The organism is Gemmatimonadota bacterium, assembly GCA_016704275.1.
Lineage (GTDB): Bacteria > Gemmatimonadota > Gemmatimonadetes > Gemmatimonadales > GWC2-71-9 > Palsa-1233.
The window spans coordinates 90,610-112,874 of the sequence record JADJAK010000001.1 but is presented as its reverse complement, the minus strand read 5'-3'; the positions used below and the strand labels follow the sequence as shown (position 1 = coordinate 112,874).

The window sequence follows — 22,265 nt, the reverse complement described above, 5'->3', positions numbered from 1 at the left end:
CCCCCCGTCGATATTACTGGGAGCCACCCCCTCCCCATCGGAGCTATCGTCCTATGCGTCGTCCCATCCTGCTGCCGTTGCTCGGAATGACCCTGCTGGCCCTGCCGCTCACCGCCCAAGCGGACTTCTTCATCGCGGGCCGGGCCGGCTCGCTCGGCCTCGGGATCGAGGTGGCCAAGCTGATCACCCCGAACATCGGGATTCGTGGCGGGGCGTATCGCTTCTCGCACACGATCAGCCGCAGCCAGTCCGATGTCGACTTTGACGCCGACCTCAAGTTCAAGGGGATGACCGGCCTGGTGGACCTCTACCTCTCACCGCGGGGGTCATTCCACTTCACCGGTGGGATCATGAGCACGCCCGCGGAAATCGACGCCACCGGCAAGCCGACCGGCGGCACCTACACCTTCGACGGCACCGACTACACCGCGGCGCAGGTCGGGACGGTGACGGGAACCGGCCGCTGGCCGAAGACGATGCCCTACGCCGGCCTTGGCTGGGGAACGCCGGCGTCGAAGAAGGGCGGGATCACCATGCTGCTGGACCTCGGCGTCGGGATCGGCAAGCCGACGGTCGGCCTCAGCGCGTCGGCCGCGACGCCGGGCTCGGCGCTGGCGCAAGACATCGAGGATGAGCGGCTCAAGATCCAGGCCGACGTCGACAAGTACCTGAAGGTGTATCCGGTGATTTCGCTGGGATTGGCGATTCGGTTCTAGCGCCGCCGCGGGGGAAGGGCCGCCAGCAGCTGCGCGGCCTGCCCCCAACCGCCTTCCACGCGCGCGCGCACACGGCCACCATGTAACACGGCCACCATGCCGACATGAGCGATGTCACCCGTCGCCTCGTCCCGGCGTCGAGACACGCCCAACACATCGAGGGCATGCTCCACCTCAGCCACGCTCCCCGACAGTACCAGATCGGTCGGTGGCAACTGCCACTGGGCGGCGAGGGTCGCCAGCCGACCCGGCGTGTCACGCCACGGATCGAGCGTGATGACCACCACCGGGACATCAGGCCGAGCTGCGGTGGCTCTCGCCCGCCGCAAGTCCTGTACGATCGTCGGACAGACGGTCGTGCAGTGACCGAATGCAAAGGTGAGCAGCGTCGGGCCATCGCCCACCTCGGCAAGCGAACGGCGGCGGCCATGCTGGTCCTGCAACTCAAGTGCGGCCACGTTGAGATCCGTGCGCGTCAGCGCCCCGGCCGGGGCGATCGACGGCGCCGCCCCAGCGCCAGCAGCCACCGCGACTCGGCGGCCGGTCAAGCTGACGGCCATCAACAGCACGGCAGGGCCCACAATCAACGCCCCCTGCCACCAAGGATTGCTCCGCAACCGGCGGAGGTCGGCGCGGAGTGCCGTGCCCCATACGGCGAGCAGCACCCCGAGCATCCCAAGCGGTTGCCCGACGAGGAGGATCCATCCCCCCGCATCGGGCAGGCCACCGGGCGCCGAGCCGAAGCAGGCGGCGCGGGTGCGCAGCAACCACTCCGGCTCGACTGAGCCGACCGGCCAGAGCGCCAGCGCCCACCATGCGGCCGTGATCAGCAGGATCAGCAGCAGCGCAGTGAAGGCCGTGCCCGGCCGGACGACCCGCGACGAGGTCATCCGATCTTCCAGAGGAACGACAGCAGCTTCCAATTGGTGAAGTAGTAGAGAATGAAGGCGAGGAGAAAGACGCCCACCAGCACCAGGGTGCCCGGAGTTGCCCCAGCGAATCCCCGTTCGGGCGCATGCAGTGCGGCGTTCAGCTCATCGACATTCGCCGGATGAACCGGCGGATTGGTGAGGCCCTGCGGAATCCCGCGAATCTCGGCGCCGCGCGGGATCTCGGTCACCGTCTCGCCGAAGAAGACCGACGTGACCGCGATCAGAATGAATGTCAGTGCCCCGGTCACCGCGATGATGCCGCCGATCCCCATGATCGCGAGGAAGATGTCCACTGCCGGATTGAAGGGCACGTCGAATGGCGCCTGGGAGAACGAGATGTCCCAGTGACGACGCGGCACGCCAAAGCTCCCTGCGAACGTCATCCCCATGACCAGCAGCAACAGTCCGCCCGCGAAGAGGTAGGGTTGCACCTTGGCCAGCTTCCAGAAGGCCACCTTCCGGCGAAAGATCAGCGGAAGCAGGTAGTACGTCGCGCCCATGAAGGCGAGCGCCGTGCCGCTGACGACCGTGGAGTGGAAGTGGCCGGGGATCCGCATGGTGTTGTGCGCGATGATGTTGATCTGCTCGGTGCCGAGCGTCACGCCAGTGATGCCGCCCACGAAACCGAAGACCACGACGGAGAACACCAGCGAGGAGAAACCGGGATCACCCCATGGCGCGCGGCGCAGCCATCCGAAGAGACCGTCGTTGAAGCCGCGCAAGCGCATGCCGAGTTCCATGCCGGCGGGCACCGTGAAGCCGTGGACCATGGACGCCAACACCGCCATGTACATGAAGTAGGACGTGTTGACGATCTTCCACGCCGGGCTGAAGCCCGGGTCCACCAGCAGGTGGTGCGCCGAGGCCATCGAAATGAACATGATATAGAGCACAAAGGCCGAGCGGCTCACCTTCTCGTTCAACACGACGGACCCGACGGTGAGCGCGCCGAGCATGTACCAGATCGCGACCATCGCGGCCACGTTGATCTGCTGCGACGAGTGTCCGAGTGCCCACCAGAGCATCCGGTAGATCTCAGGGTCCACCGACTTGATCACACCGATCGACCAGAGGAAGGTGGGGATGTAGACCATCGCACCGTGGACCAACGTGATGACGGCAATGATCGCCGCAGTCACCGCGCCGTAGACCACCAGCGGCATCGATCCCTCATAGGTCTTTTCCCGCTTGGCAATCACCAGCGTGGCGAAGAATTGCGCCGTGACCAGCAGTGCGCCCACGGCGAAGAGGATGATGCCCAGGTAGTACAGCGGGTGGGCCTTGAGGGGCGGATAGGAAGTGAAGAGGACGTCCGCTCGGCCGGTCCATTGGGCCCATTCGACGATCAGTGCGCCGACGACCATCAGGCCGAAATTGACCCAACCGAAGCGCGGCGCGGCCGGTCGCGCGTTGAGGAGCACCGTGGCGGCGAACCAGAGCACCGCCATTTCGAAGAAGATAATGAAGAAGATCAGCATGTTCATGCCATGCACGCCGAGCAGGCGGTAGTACCAGACCGCCGGCAGCAGGTGCACGGCCTGCCATCTCGTCAGCACGAGCAACAGCGCGGCGATGGCGCCGATCAGGAGGGCAACGACCGCCACCACGGCGTTGAAGCGCACCAGCAGCTCGGCCTGACGGTGGATCGTGCGGCCGGTCGCGGGACAGATTCGAACCGCGGGCATGGTCGGGGTGCTCATGGGGCACCGCCGTTCTGCAACGTCGCCTTCGCATTGTCGGCCACGGTCGACCCGGACGCATCCACCACGATCACACGACCGACCATGGTGTGATGCCCGATGCCACAGAATTCATTGCACACGATGCGGAAATCTCCCGCCGTGGTCGGCGTGACCCGCAGGGCGTAGTCATAGCCCGGCACGACCTGGAAGTTGATGTTGATGGGGAACAGCGAGAAGCCGTGATTCACGTCGGCCGAGGAGAGGTGCAGCACGTACTCCTTGCCGGCCTGGAGCTGCAGGATCGGGTACCATGAGAAGGTCGTGCCTACGAGATAGACGTCGGCGCCCGGGGGCGGCTGGACGATCGGAAAGCCGCGATCCTCCCCGACCTTGTACTGATTCGCGAACTCCACCGTCCGGGCGTAGAAGGCTTTGGGATCGACCCGCGTGCGGACACCTGCCGGGTTCTGCCCGCCGCGGTAGTGCCACAACGGCATCATGGCGAAGAGCACCATGCACCAGGCAAAGGCGATTCCCACCCAGACCTTCTCCGCCTTGTGGGCTGGTCGCCACCAGATGCCCGGCACCGGTTCAAGCCCGGTATGTACCTTGGTCAGCATCGAGACCTCTCAGAACTAAGGAAGGGTGCCCGCCGGCAACGTGAGGATCTCCCACATCCCCCAGCCGGTGAACAGCACGAACATCACGACCAAGCCGACGGCGAGCAGCAGGAAGACATTGTCGTAGAGCCGTTGGCCGAGTGGGATCGGCTCCGTGTCCTGCGCGGCGAGGTCTGGCGGTGAGGTCATGGTGGGCGCTCCTCGGGTGGTGGCGGTGGAACTCAGGCGGGTTGGGGGCTGGGGGCGGACCGCAACAGGTCCGCAATCGTGGTCTGTCCGAAAAAGGTCTCGACCGATGCCGCCACCCGGGACCACTGGTGGTGCGCCGCGCACGGGGTGGCATCATTGCACGTGGCCCGACCGACCAGGCAGCGCCGTGCGCCGGTGGCAACGAAGGGTCGGACCACATGCGCCAGGACAAGCAGTTCGGGCGGGTAGGCGAGGGCGAAACCGCCGCGTGGACCGCGGGTGGAGACGAGGATGCCCTCCCGCGCGAGAATGTGCATCGTCTTCGAGAGATAGTTCTTGGGCACGCCGAGGGCGGCCGCGACGTCACCCACCCTGACCGGGAGGGGGTCGCCATGCTCTGCCAGATAGAGCACGGCCTGCAGCGCATTCTGTGCGGTGCCACTGAGCCACATGATACGGACCGGAATGGGAGATAATTGCTAACATCATGATGATATGATTAATTACCGGGAACGTCAACATGCCCAGACTGCATCGACCCCTCCGCCGACTGGTCGCTACCCTGGACGCCGGCTTCACCCGGCTCTACGGCGTGGTGTGGAATCCCCTGCACCAGCCGGGGACCGTCGCGGTGGCCATGCTCCTGGTGATGTTGACCACGGGCCTCTACCTCGTCTTCCTCTATCGGGTGGGCGCACCCGCCGCATCGGTCGCGCGCCTCGCCGCCGACCCGTTGCTCGGCTCATGGATTCGGTCGCTCCATCGCTACGCCTCGGACCTCTTCGTCATCGCGGCGGTGATCCACGCGTTCCGCATGATGCTTCAGCTACGCAGTTGGGGACCCCGCACGGCGGCGTGGCTCTCCGGCGTCTTCCTGCTCGGCATCGGCCTGCTCTGCGCCTGGACAGGATTCGTGATGGCATGGGACTCGTTCGGGCAGAGGCTGGCGCTGGAGGGGGCCCGCCTGCTCGACGCCCTCCCCATCCTCTCGGAACCCGTCGGCAGGATCTTCGCGGGCGAGGGCCCGGTTCCGAGCGCCTTCTTCTTCGTCAACCTCTTCCTCCACATCGCCATTCCGCTCGCGATGGGCGCAGGCCTCTGGCTGCACATCTCACGTCTCGCCCGCCCCACCCTGTTGCCACCGCGCCCTCTCCTGTGGGGCTTGATCGCGGCGTTGCTCCTTGCCGCGATCGTCTGGCCCGCACCGCTTGGCCCCGCCGCGGATCCGCTCGCCCTGCCGGCGACGACGCCCCTCAACCTCGTCACGGCGTGGTGGCTGCCATTCTCGGAACAACTTCCGCCCCTGGTGCCGTGGCTTGGCGCACTCGTGATGGTGGGGATTGCCGTCCTGATTCCGCGCTTCACGCGGCAACCGCGCGAGGGGGCGTGGGCACCGAGCCATGTTGACCCCCGGCATTGCACTGGGTGCAATCAGTGTCCGCAGGATTGCCCCTGGGAAGCGATCACCATGGTTGCGCGCACCGACGATCGGCCGACCCTCGTGGCGCAGGTGGACCCGTCCCGGTGTGTGAGCTGTGGCATCTGCGCCGGCTCGTGTGCCCCGATGGGCGTCGGCCCGCCGGGCCACACCGGTCGCGATCAGCTCGTCGCGCTCAGGAGCGGGCTCCTGCCGCGCATGGCCTCGGCGACGCCGGGTGGCGCTGGCACGATCGCCATCTGCTGCGCTCAGTCACCGCTAGCCCACCGCGCGGCCCTGGAGTCGCGCGGCGCTACGCTGCACCTTGTCCCCTGCGTGGGCAATCTCCACTCGTCCGTGGTGGAAATCCTGATTCGCGGCGGGGCATCAGGGGTCCTGGTCGCCGGCTGCCCCCGCGCGATTGTAGCGGGCGCGAGGGGCCGAAGTGGCTCAACGAAAGGCTCTTCAACGACCGCGAGGCCGAGTTGCAGCCACGGGTTGATCGGCGACGCCTGCGCGTCACGACACTGGCGCCGGGTGCCCTGGCGGAAACGCTCGCGGCCTACGATGCGTTCACGCAGCATCTCGCCACGTTGGCGCCGCCACCGGCCGAGGCGGTGGACGACCTGTCCCTCGAGCTCCTCTGTGAGTCGGTGCCACTTGACGAGGATGCAGCGTGACCGCGTCGCGTCGGCTTGGTGCGATCGCGGGAACCATCATCCCGCTGGCGCTGCTGGTTGCGACGTCGGGACCTGCCGTCCCTCACGCTCGGATGGGCGATGCCCAGTTGCGGCTCTCCTGGCGTGCGCGCCCGGAGCGGATCGAACAATGCCGTCGACCGTCTGCCGCGGAGCTCGCCGAGGTCGCGGAACACATGCGGCAACGCGTCATCTGTACTGGGGTGGAAGCGAGTTACACCCTGCGTGTGGCGGTCGACGACAGCGTGCTCACCGAGGAGATCGTCCGCGGCGGTGGCCTGCGGCACGATAGGCCGCTTTCGCTGTTCCGCGAATTCCCGGTGCGTCAGGGAGCGCATCGCATTCACGTGACGCTGCGGCGGCGTGAGACCCCGACGGCGATGGACACCTCCCTGGCAGTGGGCGCCGAGCCCGACACGGGTCTCTACGCGGGCCGAGCCACGCGCGAAGCAGCCGAGCGAAGCCGCCGAACGCTGGCGGCCATACCGCCCAGCCTGGCGCTTGACACCGTCGTCAGTTTCGCCCGAGCTCGGGTGGTCCTCATCACCTTCAATGCGGATCGTCGACGGCTCGTGATCGTGCGTGGGGAACGGTAGGGGGAACCGAACGCGGCGGTACCCATCAGCCATCGCACCGCCTTCGATACGCCTGAAACCACCGCAGCAGATAGTCCGTGTCCCCTGCCCACTCGATGCGTTCGCCGAGGCGCTGCAGTTCCTTTCCCACGGTAGAGTGATGGATCTCGAGGACCGTCGCGACCTGCCGCGCGGAACGGCCGGCGTACAACTGCGTAAGGATGCCGAGTTGGCGCGCCGTCAAGTCGATCTCGAAGGCCATCGGGTGCCAGGTGCCATCATCGACGCGTGGCACGATCTTGCGTCGTGGTGGCCCCTCGGGGCGAACGTTGGGCGAGAGATAGAGGCGCCCGGCAAGGACCTCGTCCAGTGCGATCTTCACCTCGGTGAAGTCGGACGTCTTCACGACGTACCCTGAGGCACCCGCGTCAATCGCGCCCATCATCAGGCCATAGTCGCGATACGCGGTGAGGATCACGACGCGTGGCGCATGCGGTAGTTGTCGCAGCGTCGGCAGTTCGTGCAGCGCGCTGCGTTCCTTGAAGGCGAGGTCGAGCAACACCGCGTCCGGGCCGGTCTGCCGGATGGCGCCGGCCAGCATCTCCAGCCGCGACACCTTGCCGACGATCTCGAACCACGGCGAGAGCCAGCTGGCGAGCGCATCCGCCATCGGCTCGAAGTCCTCGGCGATCAGGACCCGGGGAAGCGTCACGACGATACTGTCGATGGGACAGGAATCTCCACCCGTACCTCGGTACCGTGACCGCGACTCGAGACGATCTCGATCTGCCCGTCGAGCAACTTCACCCGCTCTTCCATCGACGTGAGCCCCAGCCCGTGGCGCGTGGTGACGGTGCCGAGGTCGAACCCCTTCCCGGTGTCGCGCACGACCAGGCGCACGCCACCAGGATGTGCCGTCAGTGTCAGCGAGAATTCCGTTCCACCGGAATGGTGAATCGCGTTGGCGAGCGCCTCCTGGGCGACACGGTAGATCGTCAGCCGACGCCGACCATCGAGGTCGGCGAACGACCCACTGAAGCTGGCATCGATCGTGACGGCGTGGGTACGCGCCTTCGTCTCGATCATGGTGCGCATCGCCGGCTCCAGCCCCTGATAATCCACTGCGGTCGGGTGCAGGTCGCGGGCCACCAGGCGAATGTCCTCGGCGATCTGATCCATCTCGAGCGCCTGCGTCTCGGTGATCCGGCCGTTCTGCAGCCGCAACGTGTGCGTCGCGGTGTTGAGCCGCATCACGAGCTCGTCGTGCAGCTCGCGGGCGATCCGTGCACGATCCCGATCCTGTGCCGCGATCAGCCGCCCGGCGAAGGAGGAGTGGGCGCGCAGCAACCGGCGCTGCTGGATGACGACAGCACTGATGATAGTCCCGATCAGGATAGTGAGGACCAGCGCGAGGGTGACGATGACACTCACGCCGCGGGCCTCGTCGGGCGCAGACGGGCCTGCTCCGCCGCCCGATGAATGGCCATCACCATAAAGACGTAGGAACCGATCGCGAGAAGATTCTTGAGCGTGAAGACTAAGGTATACCGATCCTGTCCCGTGGGTCCGAAATAGCGCACAGCCAGGGCGAGTAACGGACTCGGTGCCCCCATGATGACGAAGGCGGCCCCGAGAAGAAAGTTCCGGTCGGCAAACATGTCGCCACGCGCCTTTCGGGCACGTTGGAGCACGAGGGCCGACCCGACCAGCAGCAAGGTCATACCGTGAATAACACCAGTGACCTTGGCGAAACTGCCGAACTTCTCGTACCAGATCGTCAGCCCGATGATGGTGAGCGCGACCACGCCCGCGGCACCAAAGACTGCTCGCCGCGCCTTGGCAGCGGCAAGGGTGCTCGCGAGCAGGCAGAGCGCCAACGCCGAGCTGATCGGATACCACACCTGCGCGGCGTACTGGGCGTTCCGAAACTCGATCGTACCGATCGTGCTCGCCACGCTCGCGATCGCGTCGACGACCAGCCAGGCGACCAGCCAGCGACCGGGGCGATCGAGGACGCGGCGATAGCCGACGCTGATGCCGGCTGTGGCGATGGTCACGCCCACCCCGAAACTGATCAGAGTATGGGAAAGCGTCACGGGGGTGGACACTCCCCGTTGAGTGGGCTCTCGCAGTCACAACTGGAGGGGCACGGCCATCCTTCCTCCTCGTACCCAGTACCATTCTCCTCAGCGCTCCGAGCCCCTTCCTTCCGGACGATGTCCTTGCCGTCCTTGGACGTCGCGACCATCACGATGGTCCAGCTGCCATCTGCCTTCTCGGCCTGGTAGAGCCGGATGCCTGCGGTTTCGGGGTCGCGGAGGAGTCGTTCGAAGGAGGCGCGCGGAAACATCACCCCCTTGAGGGCCTCCGGGTGGTGCTTGCGCCAGCGGGTGGTGAGGTCGATGGCGGTGGCAAGGTCGATGCTGTGGCGATCAGCAAGCATGATTCCGGGACTCCGTCGGATGAGGAGGGGCCCCGGAAGGAAACCATGCGTGGTGCGGATCGGGAGGGGTGGCGGATTTGGCGCTAGCCGGCGAGCACCTCGCGCTCGAGGCGGGCGTAGCTCGTCTCCATCCCCGTGGTCATCCCGCTGCCGAGGATCATGTCGCGCAACTCCTGGCTCGGATAGGTGATCACGATCGAGAGCAGCGTCCCCGCGGGTGTCTGCACCAGCGTCAGCTCGTTGCGCGTCCCCGGGCCGTCCATGCCGATCATCTGTTCAGTGGTGACGGCGCGGTACGGCGGCGCGGACTCGAGCAGCTCGCCCTCGAAGCCGAAGCGCTGCGCCCCGTCCACCGATTCCCATTCGTAGCGGTAGCGTTCGCCGACCTGCGTGGCGACCTGGCACACGGGCATCGTCCAGCCGTCGGGGCCGAGGAGCCAGCGCTGCATCAGGGCGGGGTCGTGATGGGCGCGCCAGACCTGCTCGACCGAGCCGCGGATGACGCGCGAGATCCGCACCGTGGTGTCCGAGAGGAGCTGCGCCTCGGTGCCTCGCGTGGCCGCGAACGAGGCGAGGTCCTGCAGCACCGCATCGATCTGGCCCATCGCCGAGCTCATCCCTTCGACCATCCCCATCGCCACGAGTGATTCCATCGCCTCGGTGCTGGTGAAGGTCGTCACGCACTGGAAGCGTGATCCGTTCGGCGTTTCGTGGAAGGAGAAGACCATGCGCATGGTGGGCATGTCAGGATTCGGGACATCGTGCTCGTCCGCGAAACCGTCTTCCACCTCGATCCGCGACAGCGGCTCGATGGCGAGGTAGCGGAACCAGCCATGCGCCTTGGTGCCGTCGGGACCGGTCATGTAGTAGTGCGACCGGCCGCCGACGGCCATGTCGTGCCGCGTGAAGGTCGCCGGCCACTCGACCGGCCCCCAGAAGCGCTCAAGCTGCCGCGGATCGACATACGCCGCCCAGAGGCGCCCGACCGGAACGGGATAATCGGCCACGACGGTGAGGGTCAGGGCGGCGGCATCAGAGGTAACAGACGTGATCGGCATGGCTACTCCGTCGGGGGGAAGGGCTCGGCGAGGATCGCGTCGAGCTGACTGAAACGGGACGTCCAGAGCTGTTCGAGCTGGGTGAGCAGTGCCCGCGCGCGGGCGAGCTCCTTCGGGTTGCCGCGCACCAGCCGCTCGCGGCCCTGGGTGCGCTTGGTCACCAATCCCGCACCGGCGAGGACGGCGACGTGCTTCTGCACCGCCGCGAACGACATCGCATAGCGCGCGGCGAGGTTCGACACGGACGCCTCTTCGCCACTGAGCACGCGGGCGACGATGTCGCGCCGGGTGCGGTCGGCGAGCGCCCGGAAAAGGCGATCGAGGTGGTCATCGGCGAGCCGAGTGCGGCTGGGGAGACATGCAACCATATGGTTGTAGGTTAAGGCGCGGAACCGGAGCGCGCAAGGGGGCGCGGCGAGTGGCGAACAGCGAGCGGAGAGCGGTCGGCCCACAACCATTCCGGGGTGGCGGACATCTACCCACCCATGCCGACTCTCCCGCGACCCCTCGCCGCCTTGCTCATGCTGACCGCCGCCTGTGGCGCCTCGACCCGGGACGCCGAGCAGGCCGGTGCGACGATCGATACCCTCGCCGGAGGGATCGTCCGGGTCACCAACCACTCCCCCGCTGACAGCGGCAAGTGGTCGTTGGTCCTGGAACGGACCGTCCAGCCCGCCGACGACAGCGCCGGCGCCCTCCGCGACCCCGCCGACCTGATCCTCCTCGACGATGGCACCCTCTTCGTCGCCGATGAGAAGCCGGTCGAGGTGATGCGCTTCGACCCGACCGGCCGCTACGTCGGGACCGTCGGCCGCGAAGGCGGGGGGCCGGGGGAGTTCCGCTCGGCCTGGCTCGCCTACCGCGGCGACACGCTCGTGGTCCACGACCCCGCAGCAGCTCGCGCCGGCACCTTCCTGATCTCTACCAGCGCACCGCTCCTCCAGCGCCCCACGACGCCGCGCTACTTCTCGCGAATCGGACTCGACGGGAGCGGACGCGCCGTCGTACCGGTGATGCTGCCGCCAGACTCCACCAAGCCCCCGCGGCGCGGCTTCATTCGTTTTTCGCTCGACGGCGCCACGCTCGACACCGCCTTCCTTCCCGAACACCCGAAGAGCGACAAGCGCTGGCTGGTGCGCGAGGGAAGCGTGGTGCGGATGGAGATGCAGGTGCCGATGCAGCCGCAGGACCTGAGTGTGGCCGACCCCATCGGCGGTTTCGTGCTTGGATGGAGCGGCGAGTACCTGCTGCGCGCCACGCGAAACGGCCAGGACACGACCCTGCTCTTCTCGCGCCCCAGGCCCAGCGGCGCCATTTCGGCCGCCGAGAAGCAGGCGATCGTCGAGGACCGTATCACCAGCAACAAGCAGTACACGCCGGAAGCGGTGCTGCGCGCCTCGCTACTCGCCTCCGCGATTCCCGATGAGCGGCCGGCCTTCGAACAGATCGCGGTGGACCGCAGCGGGCGGCGTTGGGTTCGGCTCTCGAGCAGCGACACCACCACCGTCCGGTTCGACCTCTTCGACAAGGATGGCCGCTGGCTCGACGTGGTCAGCGTGCCACAATCGGGGTGGAACCGGCAGTGGTGGCAGCCGGTCTTCTGGGCGAAGGAGCGGGTCGCGGTGCTGATCATGGACGAGGAGGGGCGGCCGGCGATCAAGGTGTATCGTATCATTCAACGGTGATCACCGTTCCGTCGGGCAACGTTCCTCCAGCTTAGGGCATCTACCCCCTCATGACCACACACGCCCCTGCCCTCGCCCTCGCCGTCCTGCTCGCCGGCTGCTCCCTCTCGGCCAAGGACGCCGCCCTCGCCACCGCGAAGATCGACACGCTGCCGGGTGGCATCATCCAGGTCACCAACAGCGGCCCAACCAAGTGGGCCGACACGTCAGGGTGGCGGCTGGTGCTCGAGCGCGAGATCGTCCCCGAGGAAGGGTCGCCGGGCGAAATCGGCAATCCGCGCACGGTCGTGGCCGGTGAGGACGGCACCATCTACCTGCTCCAGCAGGCGCCGACGATGATCAAGGTGTACGGTGCTGACGGGCAGTGGCTGCGCAACATCGGTCGCGAAGGCAACGGACCGGGCGAATTCCGCGACGGGATGTTCGGCATCGCGCGCGACACGCTGTTTGTTCAGGACCCCAACAACGCCCGCTTCACCACCTTCACGACCAACGGCACCTTCATCACCACGAAGGGGTCGCAGTGCTGCTGGTGGACGTCGCGCTTCCCGGTCTTCGGCGACGGCACCGTCGGCATCATCGGCCAGCTTCCGGACACCACCAAGGGGAGCGACGGCGGTGGCGGCGCGTACTACATCACCCGCATGGACGGCAGCGTCATCGACACCATCCGACTCAAGAGCACCCCGCCCGATCCGAACGACAACTGGGTCATCACCCGGAAGCAGGGCGACAACACCTCGATGATGAGCATGGGCATCCCGCTCCGTCCCGCTCACGAGAGCGCCTGGCTCCCGGACCGCCACAAGGTGACCGGCAGCACTGCCGACTACACCCTCTCGGTCCTCACCACCAAGGACGACACCGTCCGCCGCTTCTCCGCGCCGGCCCCGACGGTCTCGATCACCGAGGCGCAGCGCGACTCGATCTTCGAGGCGGAGGTGGCTGGGGTCGGCGAGCAGTGGGAGAAGTCGGTGCGCGAGATCGCCAAGCCGAGCCAGCTGCCGACCACCTGGCCGAAGTGGAGCGGGATCGCGGTCGATCGCGCCTCGCGGATCTGGGTCGCCCGGCCCGGCGCCAAGGGCGCCGCCTCGGTGCTCGACGTCTTCACCTCCGACGGCATCCTCCTCGGCAGCGTCCCCGCCCCGGACCCGAAGATCCTGGAGGGATTCTGGACTTCGAGCCGCGTCTACCTGAAGGACGAGAACGCCGAGGGGCTGCCGAGGATCCGCGTGTTTCGAATTGACACGACGGGTACCGCCGGCCGCTGACCTCTTAATCGATGATCGATCATCGATGATCGATCATCGATACCTGCCGCCACCCACCGAATCTTCCCTTCCGACGTTACCGTTAGGACTGCGTCCCTTCCGTTCCCCCATGCATCATCCCAGCGCCGGCACCTTCACGCCACCGAACCAGCACCCTGAGGCTCGTCATGCGCCATGCCCGTCCCGCCCGCTTCCTCCTCGCCGCCCTCGTCCTCGGTGCGTGCGGGAAGAAAGACGGTGACGTCAAGTCGACCGATTCGATTCCGCAGGACCCCGAGCAGTCGGCCTCGACGCTGACACTGCCGGTGGTCGGCGAGGAAGTGCGGGTCGGCGACCTGATCCTTACCGTGAGCGCCACCGGGCTGGTGCGCACCGATGCGTCGGCGACGATCAAGGCGGAGACGGGTGGCACGGTCGAGGCGGTGACGGTGCGCGCGGGCGATCGGGTCAAGAAGGGCCAGGTGCTGGCTCGCCTCGACCCGAAGCCGCTCGACCTCGCGGTGCAGGAAGCGGAGGCGCGGCTCGGGCAGGCGGAGATCACCTATCGGTCCGAGATCATCGCGGACTCGACGGTCGAGGGATCGGTTCGTCCCGAACGCCGTGCGTACATGCGCTCCAAGGCCGGCATCGACGGCGCGCTGGTCGGCCTCGAGAAGGCCAAGCTCGAGCGTGAGCGCGCGGTGGTCCTCGCACCGTTCGACGGCATGGTCGAGCGGGTCTCGATCTCGCTCGGTGAGCGGATCGGTGCCGGCGCCGAAGTCGCCGTCGTGGTGGACCTGATGAACCTCCGCGTCGAAGCGCAGGTGCAGGAACAGGACCTCTCCAAGCTGCGTGTCGGTGGCGATGCCTTCATCACGGTGGCCGCCACCAGTGACAAGCCGATCCGCGGCACCATCGCCGCGATCCTGCCGATGGTCGACAGCGTGACGCGCGCCGGCAAGGCGGTCATCCGCGTCCGCGGCGACGGAATGCTGCGGCCGGGGATGTACGCCTCGCTGCGGCTCGAGGCGAACCGCCTGACCAACCGCACCATCGTGCCGCAGCGGGCCGTGATCGAGCGCGAAGGCCGCCCGCTCGTCTTCGTGGTCCGCGACGGCGTCGCGATGTGGGAGTACATCCAGCGGGGCGAGAGCAACGGCCGCGAGATGGAAGTGCTGCCCGACACGACAAGTGGACTCATTCCGGTCAAGAAGGGCGACGTGGTCCTCGTCGAAGGCCACCTCACGCTGACCCACCAGGCGCGCGTGCGCCTCGTGGCGAAGCGTGACGGCGACCAGAACTGAACGGGCGGCCGTCGTGTCGTTGAGCGCTGCGGCCCTGCGCCGCCCAGTCTCCACCTTCTCGGCGATCCTCGCGCTTGTCCTCCTGGGCGCGGTCTCGCTGAAGCAGATGCCGGTGTCGCTGCTCCCGGATGTGACCTTGCCGGTCCTCACGGTGCGCACGGCGTTCCCAGGCGCGGCCGCCGAGGAAGTCTCGCGCTTCGTGGCCGAGAAGATCGAGGAAGGAGTCGGCAATACCCCCGGCCTCGTCGACATGCGGTCGGTCAGCCGCAACGGTGAGGGAAGCACCACGCTGCGATTCGCGTGGGGCACCGACATGCAGAAGACGGTGCTGGCGGTGCGCGAGAAGCTCGACAACATGCGAGGCGCGCTACCGAGCACGGCGGCGCGCCCCACCCTGCTGACCTCGGACCCGGGCGAACGGCCGATCGCCATCCTCGGCCTGACCGGTCCGGGCGACCTGCGCGCGATTGCGCGGACCGCCAACGACGTGCACTCGCGGCAGCTCGAGCAGATTGCCGGCGTGGCCTCCGTGGCCGTCGTTGGCGACCCCGACGACGAGATCCGCGTCGATATCGACCCCGAGCGCGTCCGCGCCCTCGGCATCACGCCGGATGACGTTGCCTCCGCCATCAAGACGGCCAACCCGGCCGCGACCGGTGGCACCATCAAGCGCGGTCAGTTCCGCTTCTCGGTCCGCACACTGACGGAGCTCAAGGACCCCGACCAGATCCGCTCCATCCCGGTCGGCCCGGCCGGCGCCGGCATCACCCTCGGCCAGATCGCGACCGTCACCCCGGCCTCGGCCGATCCGCGCACGCTGGTGCGGCTCGATGGTGGCGCGGCCGTTGGCCTGGTGGTTTACAAGGACGGCGGATCGAACACCGTCTCGGTGACTCGCGAGCTCATGAAGACGCTCGACCGGTTGCGCGCCGACTTCCCGACGGTGCGGATTCACCTCGTGGCGGCGCAGGCCCAGTTCGTCGAGGACGCGCTCTCGAACCTCACGCAGGAGATCATTGCCGGTGGCCTCCTCTCGATCCTGCTGATCCTGGTCTTCCTCCGCGACTGGCGGATGTCGGTGGCGATCGGCGTGATGGTGCCGCTCTCGGTGCTGGTCTCGCTGACGCTGCTGCAGTTGCTCGACGTCACCATCAACATCCTCTCGCTCGGCGGCCTGGCGCTGGCGGTCGGCCTTCTCGTCGACAACGCGATCGTCGTTGCCGAGGCGACGGGACGACTCCGCGAAGAAGGGCTCGACGGCTGGGACTCGGCGAAGCAGGCGGCCGAGGAAGTCTCGGCGCCGCTGGTGGCCGGGACGCTCACGACGGTGCTGGTCTTCGGGCCGATTGTCTTCGTGCAGGGCCTCTCGGCGGCCCTCTTCCGTGACCTCTCCCTCTCGGTCGTGACCTCGCTGCTCGCCTCGCTGGTGATGGCGCTCACGCTGATGCCGGTGATGCTCACCTGGGGGAAGAAGAAGGGCGTCGTCGCCGTGGTGCCGCGCGCGGCGAATGACCGGCTCGCCCAGTGGGGCGGGAAGTTCACCGCCTGGTACGAGCACGGGATGCTCTGGTCGCTCGCGAACTCCGGCAAGGTCATCGGCATCGCGGCGGTGATCACCGTCTTCACCATCTGGCTGGCCTCGACGCTTCCGCGAGAAGTCCTGCCGCAGGTCGACGAAGGGACCGCGGTCGCCGAGCTTCGGCTCCCGCCGGGGACCGCGATCGAGGAGACGGTCCGTCAGGCGGCACGCATCGAGGACGCTGCCAAGCGCCTCGGCAGCGTCGGCGTCTATGAACGGATCGGCGTGGCGACCGACGAGGAGATCCTCTCGGGCTCGGAGCCGGGCACACCCGGCACGGCCGTCTTCGTGATTCCGGTGCCGCCGAAGATGGCTGCCGCCGTCTTTGCCGACTCACTGCGCAAGGCCGTGCCGGACCTCGCGGCGGGCTCGCTGGCGATCGACCTCGCCGGGCAATCGGAGTTCGGCTCGCTGATCGGCCGCGAGGGCCGGACCGTGCGGGTCGAGGTCTCGGCACCACGTCCGAGTGATGCGGCGCGTTCGGCGGATCAGGTGCGCGCGGCGCTTACCGGCCTGACCACACTCGCCGACGTGCGCGATGGCTTCTCCGGGACGCAGCCGGTGGTCGAGATCACGCTGCGGCGCGACCAGATCGCGCAGCGCGGCCTGCAGATCCAGCCGGTGATCAACGCTCTCCGCGGCGCGCTCGGCGGCGTCGAGGCCAGCGACCTGCGGGAGACGGACCGCCGCACCCCGATTCAGGTCCGTTACGCCGGAATCGCCAACGAGAACCTCGAGACGGCACTCGCCTCGACGATCGGCGGCTACCCGGTCTCGCAATTCGTCACCGTCAACGAGGTGCGCGCGCCGGTCGAGGTGGTGCGCGCCAACCAGCGTCCGGTCTCGGTGGTCGAGGCGGTCGTGGAGAAGGGCGGCACCGCCCGGGCAACGGAAGACGTTCGCGAAGCGGTCTCTGCGCTGACGCTCACGCCGGGGGCCAGCTGGCAGATCACCGGCGCGGACGAGGAGCAGCAGCGGACCTCGCGCGAGCTCGGACTGGTCGCCGTGCTCGCCGTGGCGCTGATGTTCCTGGTACTGGCCGGTGAGTTCGCCTCCTTCACGACGCCGCTGCTGGTGCTCACCACGGTGCCGCTCGCCGGCGCCGGCGGCATCATCGCGCTCTGGATCATGGGGCAGTCGATCAACGCGGTGTCGCTGATCGGCATCGTGGTGATGATCGGCATGGCCGACAACGAAGCGGTGGTCAAGCTCGATGCCATTCGCCGCTTCCGCGAGCAGGGGTATTCGATCAACGACGCGGTGATCAAGGGTGGTCTGCAGCGGCTCCGCGCCATCGCGATGACGCTGCTCACCACGATCACCGGCGTCCTGCCGCTGGTCTTCAACTGGGGCAGCGGCGGCGCGCTGTATCAGCCGCTCGCCTCCGGCATCATCGGCGGCTCGGTGTCGGCGCTGCTGGTGACCTTCTTCCTGTTGCCCTCCTGCTACGCGCTCGTGGAACGGCGCGCCGAGCGGAAGGCGGCGGCGCGGGCCGCGCGCGAGGCGATCGCATGATTCGCTGGGCTGCCACCCGCCCCTCGGTCGTGTGGGCCTTCGCCGCCGGACTGCTGATTTCCGGCGGCGTGGCGTTCACCAAGCTGCCGCTCGCCACCAAGACCACGGTGGAGCTGCCACGACTCTCCGTTGGTGCACGCTGGGGTGGTGCTTCACCGGAACTGGTCGAGATGTACCTCACCTCGCCGATCGAGTCCGCAATCCAGGGCGTGCGCGGCGTGCGGCGCACCGAGTCGAGCTCCCGCGAAGGAAGCGCCAGCATCACCGTGGAGCTCGACCCGAACACCGACGTCGCCATTGCGCGGCTCGCGATCCTCGAGCGGATGGAGACGCTTCGGAACGAGCTGCCGTCCAATGCCCGGAATTCGGTGAGTGTCGGGAACTGGGTCCCCGAAGACCTGAGCGAACAGCCGCTGATTCTCCTCAATGTCGTCGGCAACTACACGCCGGGGGCCTTGGAGAAGATCGCGCGGGATCGTGTGGTCCCCTACCTCGGCTCGCTTGCGGGAATTTCCTCGGTCTCCGTCAATGGTGGCGCGCGCAACGGCGTCGTGGTCGCCTACGACGCCGACCGATTGCAGCAGCTGGGCATCGACCCCGCGCTGCTCACCTCGGCGGTCAGCAACGCCCGCATTTCGCAGGCGGTGGGCGAGATCACCAGCGGGCCGTCGGTGCTGAGCGTCTCGGTCCGCGATCAGCCGAAGGCGATCGAGGATCTCGGCCGGCTGCCGATTCGCGGCCGCGGCGGCATCGTCTACCCGCTCGGCCAGCTGGCGTTCATCACGCCGGAAGAGGACAACGAGGGACGCGCCTTCCGGTTGAATGGCAAGACGGCGGTGGGCATCTCGCTGCAGCGCGAAGCCGGTGCTGATGCCATCAAGACCGCGGCCGCGGCACGCGCCGTCATCTCCTCGCTGGCACCGACACTTCCCCCGGGCGTCCGCCTTACGATTGCGCGTGACGAAAGCGAGGACCTCGCCAAGCAGCTCAACGACTTGTTGCTGCGCGGGGCGATCGCCTTCGGGGCGGTCTTCCTCGTGCTGATCGTGACGATGCGCTCGCTGCCTGGCGCCTCGCTCGTCCTGGGGAGCGCGGCGGTGGCAATCGCCGGCACGGCGTTGGGGCTCTACCTCTTCAAGATTCCAGCGAACATGCTGACCCTCGCCGGATTGGCGATGGGAATCGGCATTCTGGTGCAGAACGGCCTCGTGGTGGTGGAGCGACTGCGCCACGTGCCGAACACGGCCGATGCGCGCGCCGAGGCGGGGAAGGCGATCGCGCCGTCGGTGCTCGGCTCGACGCTGACCACGGCGGTGGTGCTCTTCCCCTTCCTCTACCTGCAAGGGAACACGCGGGCGGCATTCGTGCCGTTTGCGGCGGCGTTCCTCTTGGCGCTGTTCTGGTCCGTCGGGACGGCGCTGGTGCTCGTGCCAGCGGTTGGTCAGGGTGGCGACCGGCGGGCGCACGGGTGGCCGCGGGTGATGCGGATCTATGAGCGCGTCGTCAACCGGTTGCTGCGCTGGCGTTGGGCAACGATCGCCTTCACGGTGGTGATGGTCGGCGTGCTCACCTGGGGCTTCATCACCAAGGTGCCGCGCAACAGCTGGGGCGGCTGGGGCGGCAGCGAGCGCACCTCGATCTCGGCGGGGGTCTCCTTTCCCGGCGGCTCCGACCCGGCCGAAGTGGCGCGGCTCGTGGGTGAACTGGAGCGCGTGGCGCTTGGCCATGAGGGTGTCGCGCTGGTGACCGCGAATGTCAGTCCCAGCGGCGGGCAGGTCGTGGTCGAGTTCTCGCCGAAGGGGTCGCTCACCGACGCGCCGTACGTCGTCTATGAGGAGCTCACACAGCGGGCGGTCATGATCGGTGGAACAAAATCCGTCAGCGTCGACGCGCCGAAGGGGATGCAAGGGTATTACAACTCGTCGGGTAGCATGAGCGCGACGCGGCGCGTTCGCCTCCTCGGCTATTCGTTCGATGGTGTGCTGCAGTTGGCGCTCAACCTGAAGCGCAACCTGATGAACTTCCCGCGGGTCCGGAAGGACGAGATCAACGTCAACGCGGCCCTCGGTTGGGGCGGCGACAAGTCGATCGCGATCGCGATGGCACCGGATCGCGGGGCGCTCGGACGGATCGGGGCGACGGCGCAGGACTACGCCGGCTCGGTGGCGCGGCAGGTGCGCGGTGCCAGTGGCAACACCTCGCTCGAGATCGGCGACGAAACGGTCGACGTGGCGGTGCGCTCGGTCGGGACGCAGGAGCGCACCATGACGCAACTTGGCGAGGGGCTGGTCTCCAACAAGAACGGCGCGCCGGTCCGCATCAACGACGTCTCGACGGTCTCCGAGATGGAGGGGCTCGCTGAGATCCGTCGCGAGGACCAGCAGTACATCCGGATCCTGTCGTACGACTTCCGCGGCCCGCAGAAGCTCGCCGACCGGACCCACAAGGTCTTCATGAGCACCATCTCGGTCCCGCCGGGCTACGTGGTCGAGGACGAGACCGGCAACTGGGGCGAGGACGAGAGCGCCAAGGGGCTCTGGTACGTCTTCGGCATCGGCGTGGTGCTGGTGCTCTTGTCGGTGGCGCTGGTCTTCGACTCGGTCTGGGCGGCGTGGATGGTCTTCCTCTCGCTGCCGATCGCGCTGGGTGGGGTGGTGGCAGCGTTCTGGGCCACCAACTCGGCCTTCACCCGCGAGGCGGCGGTCGGCGTCATTCTGGTGGTCGGCCTCGCGGTTAACCAGTCGATCCTCCTGATCGACGCGGTGCTGGCCGCCAAGCGACGCCACGGCGAGACGCCGGCCACCGGTGCGGACGTGATGCGCGCCGCGCTCGACCGCGCCGGGATGATCATCCTCGTGACGTTCACCACACTCGCCTCGCTGATCCCGATGGCGTGGGGCGCGGCCTCCACGACGCTCTTCGGCGCGATCGCACTGGCGACCGCCGGTGGCACCGTGGCCGGCACCATCGGCGCAATGCTCCTGATGCCGGCGTTCCTGGTGGGATGGAAGGCGCGGAAGCGGAAGCCGAGCCGCGGCCTTCAGCCGCGGTAAACGGTGAACGGTGAACGGGAGCCGTCATCCCGAACAACGTGAGGGATCTGCGTAGCTGCCACCACGCAGGTCCCTCGCTTCGCTCGGGATGACATGACCCGTTCACCGTTAACCGTTCCCCCTCACCCCTCCACCCCTCCCCGCCGTTAGCTTCCCCGCATCCCCACCATCCAGGACCGCCGCATGCCCTGCCGTTTCCACGGTCTGGCGCTCACCTTGGCCGGCCTCGTCGTGCTTCCGATGGCGCTCGCCGCCCAGGACGACGCACGTGAAGTCGCCGAGTTGCGACGGCGGATCGGCGTCATCCGCGCCCAGCTGCCCGCGATCACCGAAGCCGCGGAATACGCGGCCGGCCACTTCAAGGGCGACTCGGCCAAGCGGATTCTCGTCTCCAGGAAGCTCGACCCCGGCCTCGGCCTCGAGTTCTATTTCCGGGCCGGGGGGCCACCAGAGAGCGGCAACGCCGACAACGCATCGCTCCGCGGGGTCGTGCTCCTCCCGATCCGGCACTGGGAGGGATCCGGGCTGGGCATCGCGATGTTGGCGCAACAGTACCAGGAACAGGGGCGTCCGGCGATCGCCATCGGCTCGGTCGCGGACCGACCGTCCATCCCGGTGGGTCGCCGCTTCCTCGACAACGGGGCGCCGACCGGTGATCGCGCGCACGAGGGGATCAACGGCATCGCCAACATGATCGTGGCGTGGACGTGGTACGCCGAGGTGGTGTCGGCGGCGACGCGCGACGGCTGGTGGACCGGGACCTACTTCACGGTGCTGCAACCGGGGGCCACCCAACACAACGCCATGGTGAAGTTCCGGATGCCCACGCCGCCGCCGACGGTGGTGGCAGCGGGTACCCTCGGGGCAGCCTACCTCGATGCGGTGGACTCACTCCTGGCCAGGGCCGGCGCAGCGGCCCACCAGAAGCTGGTTGCCCAGGCGGCCGATTCGTTGCGCGCCCGTCGCCGCGAGGGCGGCACCCTCTTCGTCGCGAGCTGCGGGCACTATCTCCAGGAGTCGATGCAGGGCGATACCCTCGGCTCGCCGTTCCGACCCCTCGACTGGCGCTGGGATGTGGCGGGAAAGCTGCGCGCCCGAGGCGGTGGCGCTGGTGATGGGATGCTCTGGTTTGGTTATGGGGGGTACGACTGCCCCAACATCGAGGTGGCTAGCACCTTCAACGCCGCCGGCCTTCGGGTCGTTGTGGTCGCCGATCGACCCGCCACGGAGATGGCGCCGGGGGTCGCCTTCCAGTTGCCGCTGAGCTGGCGGATGCCCGATGCCGGCGCGCCGGTCCCCTTCCCGCCGGGGGCGGTGGCGCCGACGGCGTCGGTGGATATGGCGATCCACTATCTCTGGCTGAAGCGGCTGGTGGGGGAACCGAAGTGACCAGTGACCGGTGACCGGGAGCGAATTCCTGGTCACCGGTTACTGGTTACTGGTCACCGTTCACTAAACCTATCTCCCACAACCACTTAGGAATGACCGCCACGCTTGGTTCCGAGGCCCGGGGAGGGTATATTTCGCTGTTTCCGTCCGACCGCGTCGG

General features: G+C 67.7%; 20 protein-coding genes. 9 read left to right on the top strand and 11 right to left on the bottom strand.

Translation table 11 applies throughout. The features are described from left to right. Window positions 1–53 precede the first annotated feature (53 nt). Window positions 54–716 (top strand): hypothetical protein, encoded by a 663-nt coding sequence (locus IPG05_00585; protein ID MBK6493596.1) that lies wholly within the window; start codon window positions 54–56, stop codon window positions 714–716. On the opposite strand, the gene IPG05_00580 is transcribed toward IPG05_00585, so the two are convergent. The 5 genes from IPG05_00580 to IPG05_00560 are packed head-to-tail and all read right to left on the bottom strand — an operon-like array spanning window position 713 to window position 4,591. After that, on the bottom strand, window positions 713–1,606 hold the full coding sequence (locus IPG05_00580; protein ID MBK6493595.1) for an SCO family protein: 894 nt from the start codon (window positions 1,604–1,606) through the stop codon (window positions 713–715). The two genes, IPG05_00585 and IPG05_00580, sit on opposite strands and share 4 nt — an antisense overlap. Continuing rightward, window positions 1,603–3,333, bottom strand: a complete 1,731-nt coding sequence (locus IPG05_00575) for a cbb3-type cytochrome c oxidase subunit I (protein MBK6493594.1) — start codon at window positions 3,331–3,333, stop codon at window positions 1,603–1,605. The genes IPG05_00580 and IPG05_00575 overlap by 4 nt, the downstream gene beginning before the upstream one ends. Before the next feature lie 11 nt (window positions 3,334–3,344). Then, window positions 3,345–3,950 carry a cytochrome C oxidase subunit II gene (locus IPG05_00570; protein MBK6493593.1) on the bottom strand — a complete coding sequence of 202 codons (606 nt, stop codon included), beginning with the start codon at window positions 3,948–3,950 and terminating at the stop codon, window positions 3,345–3,347. A gap of 15 nt (window positions 3,951–3,965) precedes the next feature. After that, window positions 3,966–4,139, bottom strand: a complete 174-nt coding sequence (locus IPG05_00565) for a hypothetical protein (GenBank protein MBK6493592.1) — start codon at window positions 4,137–4,139, stop codon at window positions 3,966–3,968. 32 nt (window positions 4,140–4,171) lie between these two features. After that, the gene (locus IPG05_00560) at window positions 4,172–4,591 is read right to left on the bottom strand and encodes an Rrf2 family transcriptional regulator (GenBank protein MBK6493591.1); all 420 of its coding nucleotides are present in this window, start codon (window positions 4,589–4,591) and stop codon (window positions 4,172–4,174) included. Window positions 4,592–4,659: 68 nt separating this feature from the next. Here IPG05_00560 and IPG05_00555 point away from each other — a divergent pair, with 68 nt between their 5' ends. Then, complete coding sequence (locus IPG05_00555) at window positions 4,660–6,546, top strand: cytochrome b N-terminal domain-containing protein (protein ID MBK6493590.1); 1,887 nt, start codon at window positions 4,660–4,662, stop codon at window positions 6,544–6,546. Then, on the top strand, window positions 6,482–6,850 hold the full coding sequence (locus tag IPG05_00550) for a hypothetical protein (protein MBK6493589.1): 369 nt from the start codon (window positions 6,482–6,484) through the stop codon (window positions 6,848–6,850). The genes IPG05_00555 and IPG05_00550 overlap by 65 nt, the downstream gene beginning before the upstream one ends. A gap of 25 nt (window positions 6,851–6,875) precedes the next feature. Here the strand turns inward: IPG05_00550 and IPG05_00545 are convergent, their stop codons facing one another. The 6 genes from IPG05_00545 to IPG05_00520 form a co-directional block, all read right to left on the bottom strand. Continuing rightward, window positions 6,876–7,541, bottom strand: coding sequence for a response regulator transcription factor (locus IPG05_00545; GenBank protein MBK6493588.1), 666 nt, complete (start codon window positions 7,539–7,541; stop codon window positions 6,876–6,878). Further along, window positions 7,538–8,260 carry a hypothetical protein gene (locus tag IPG05_00540; protein MBK6493587.1) on the bottom strand — a complete coding sequence of 241 codons (723 nt, stop codon included), beginning with the start codon at window positions 8,258–8,260 and terminating at the stop codon, window positions 7,538–7,540. Before IPG05_00540 ends, IPG05_00545 begins: the two co-directional genes overlap by 4 nt. Then, complete coding sequence (locus IPG05_00535) at window positions 8,257–8,937, bottom strand: hypothetical protein (protein MBK6493586.1); 681 nt, start codon at window positions 8,935–8,937, stop codon at window positions 8,257–8,259. Before IPG05_00535 ends, IPG05_00540 begins: the two co-directional genes overlap by 4 nt. Further along, window positions 8,922–9,272 (bottom strand): hypothetical protein, encoded by a 351-nt coding sequence (locus tag IPG05_00530; protein ID MBK6493585.1) that lies wholly within the window; start codon window positions 9,270–9,272, stop codon window positions 8,922–8,924. Before IPG05_00530 ends, IPG05_00535 begins: the two co-directional genes overlap by 16 nt. An 83-nt stretch (window positions 9,273–9,355) precedes the next feature. Next, window positions 9,356–10,330 (bottom strand): SRPBCC domain-containing protein, encoded by a 975-nt coding sequence (locus tag IPG05_00525; GenBank protein MBK6493584.1) that lies wholly within the window; start codon window positions 10,328–10,330, stop codon window positions 9,356–9,358. Between the two features lie 2 nt (window positions 10,331–10,332). Next, window positions 10,333–10,698, bottom strand: a complete 366-nt coding sequence (locus IPG05_00520; protein ID MBK6493583.1) for a helix-turn-helix transcriptional regulator — start codon at window positions 10,696–10,698, stop codon at window positions 10,333–10,335. Between the two features lie 117 nt (window positions 10,699–10,815). Here IPG05_00520 and IPG05_00515 point away from each other — a divergent pair, with 117 nt between their 5' ends. The 6 genes from IPG05_00515 (at window position 10,816) to IPG05_00490 (ending at window position 22,105) form a co-directional block, all read left to right on the top strand. Then, window positions 10,816–12,015, top strand: a complete 1,200-nt coding sequence (locus IPG05_00515; protein MBK6493582.1) for a hypothetical protein — start codon at window positions 10,816–10,818, stop codon at window positions 12,013–12,015. Between the two features lie 50 nt (window positions 12,016–12,065). Then, a complete protein-coding gene (locus IPG05_00510) occupies window positions 12,066–13,286 on the top strand; it encodes a hypothetical protein (GenBank protein ID MBK6493581.1) in 1,221 nt (406 codons plus the stop codon). 167 nt (window positions 13,287–13,453) lie between these two features. Next, window positions 13,454–14,569 (top strand): efflux RND transporter periplasmic adaptor subunit, encoded by a 1,116-nt coding sequence (locus IPG05_00505; GenBank protein ID MBK6493580.1) that lies wholly within the window; start codon window positions 13,454–13,456, stop codon window positions 14,567–14,569. Continuing rightward, on the top strand, window positions 14,550–17,663 hold the full coding sequence (locus tag IPG05_00500; GenBank protein ID MBK6493579.1) for an efflux RND transporter permease subunit: 3,114 nt from the start codon (window positions 14,550–14,552) through the stop codon (window positions 17,661–17,663). The genes IPG05_00505 and IPG05_00500 overlap by 20 nt, the downstream gene beginning before the upstream one ends. Beyond that, window positions 17,660–20,716 carry an efflux RND transporter permease subunit gene (locus IPG05_00495; GenBank protein MBK6493578.1) on the top strand — a complete coding sequence of 1,019 codons (3,057 nt, stop codon included), beginning with the start codon at window positions 17,660–17,662 and terminating at the stop codon, window positions 20,714–20,716. Before IPG05_00500 ends, IPG05_00495 begins: the two co-directional genes overlap by 4 nt. A 183-nt stretch (window positions 20,717–20,899) precedes the next feature. Then, a complete protein-coding gene (locus IPG05_00490; protein ID MBK6493577.1) occupies window positions 20,900–22,105 on the top strand; it encodes a hypothetical protein in 1,206 nt (401 codons plus the stop codon). Window positions 22,106–22,265: the final 160 nt, after the last annotated feature.

What these genes read in the sequence shown, in the direction of transcription:
- IPG05_00490 (MBK6493577.1), top strand. Translation starts at nt 20,900, where the DNA reads ATGCCCTGCCGTTTCCACGGTCTGGCGCTCACCTTGGCCGGCCTCGTC.
- IPG05_00495 (MBK6493578.1), top strand. Translation starts at nt 17,660, where the DNA reads ATGATTCGCTGGGCTGCCACCCGCCCCTCGGTCGTGTGGGCCTTCGCC.
- IPG05_00560 (MBK6493591.1), bottom strand. Translation starts at nt 4,591, where the DNA reads ATGTGGCTCAGTGGCACCGCACAGAATGCGCTGCAGGCCGTGCTCTAT.
- IPG05_00565 (MBK6493592.1), bottom strand. Translation starts at nt 4,139, where the DNA reads ATGACCTCACCGCCAGACCTCGCCGCGCAGGACACGGAGCCGATCCCA.
- IPG05_00520 (MBK6493583.1), bottom strand. Translation starts at nt 10,698, where the DNA reads ATGGTTGCATGTCTCCCCAGCCGCACTCGGCTCGCCGATGACCACCTC.
- IPG05_00570 (MBK6493593.1), bottom strand. Translation starts at nt 3,950, where the DNA reads ATGCTGACCAAGGTACATACCGGGCTTGAACCGGTGCCGGGCATCTGG.
- IPG05_00530 (MBK6493585.1), bottom strand. Translation starts at nt 9,272, where the DNA reads ATGCTTGCTGATCGCCACAGCATCGACCTTGCCACCGCCATCGACCTC.
- IPG05_00585 (MBK6493596.1), top strand. Translation starts at nt 54, where the DNA reads ATGCGTCGTCCCATCCTGCTGCCGTTGCTCGGAATGACCCTGCTGGCC.
- IPG05_00515 (MBK6493582.1), top strand. Translation starts at nt 10,816, where the DNA reads ATGCCGACTCTCCCGCGACCCCTCGCCGCCTTGCTCATGCTGACCGCC.
- IPG05_00525 (MBK6493584.1), bottom strand. Translation starts at nt 10,330, where the DNA reads ATGCCGATCACGTCTGTTACCTCTGATGCCGCCGCCCTGACCCTCACC.
- IPG05_00510 (MBK6493581.1), top strand. Translation starts at nt 12,066, where the DNA reads ATGACCACACACGCCCCTGCCCTCGCCCTCGCCGTCCTGCTCGCCGGC.
- IPG05_00505 (MBK6493580.1), top strand. Translation starts at nt 13,454, where the DNA reads ATGCGCCATGCCCGTCCCGCCCGCTTCCTCCTCGCCGCCCTCGTCCTC.
- IPG05_00575 (MBK6493594.1), bottom strand. Translation starts at nt 3,333, where the DNA reads ATGCCCGCGGTTCGAATCTGTCCCGCGACCGGCCGCACGATCCACCGT.
- IPG05_00555 (MBK6493590.1), top strand. Translation starts at nt 4,660, where the DNA reads ATGCCCAGACTGCATCGACCCCTCCGCCGACTGGTCGCTACCCTGGAC.
- IPG05_00580 (MBK6493595.1), bottom strand. Translation starts at nt 1,606, where the DNA reads ATGACCTCGTCGCGGGTCGTCCGGCCGGGCACGGCCTTCACTGCGCTG.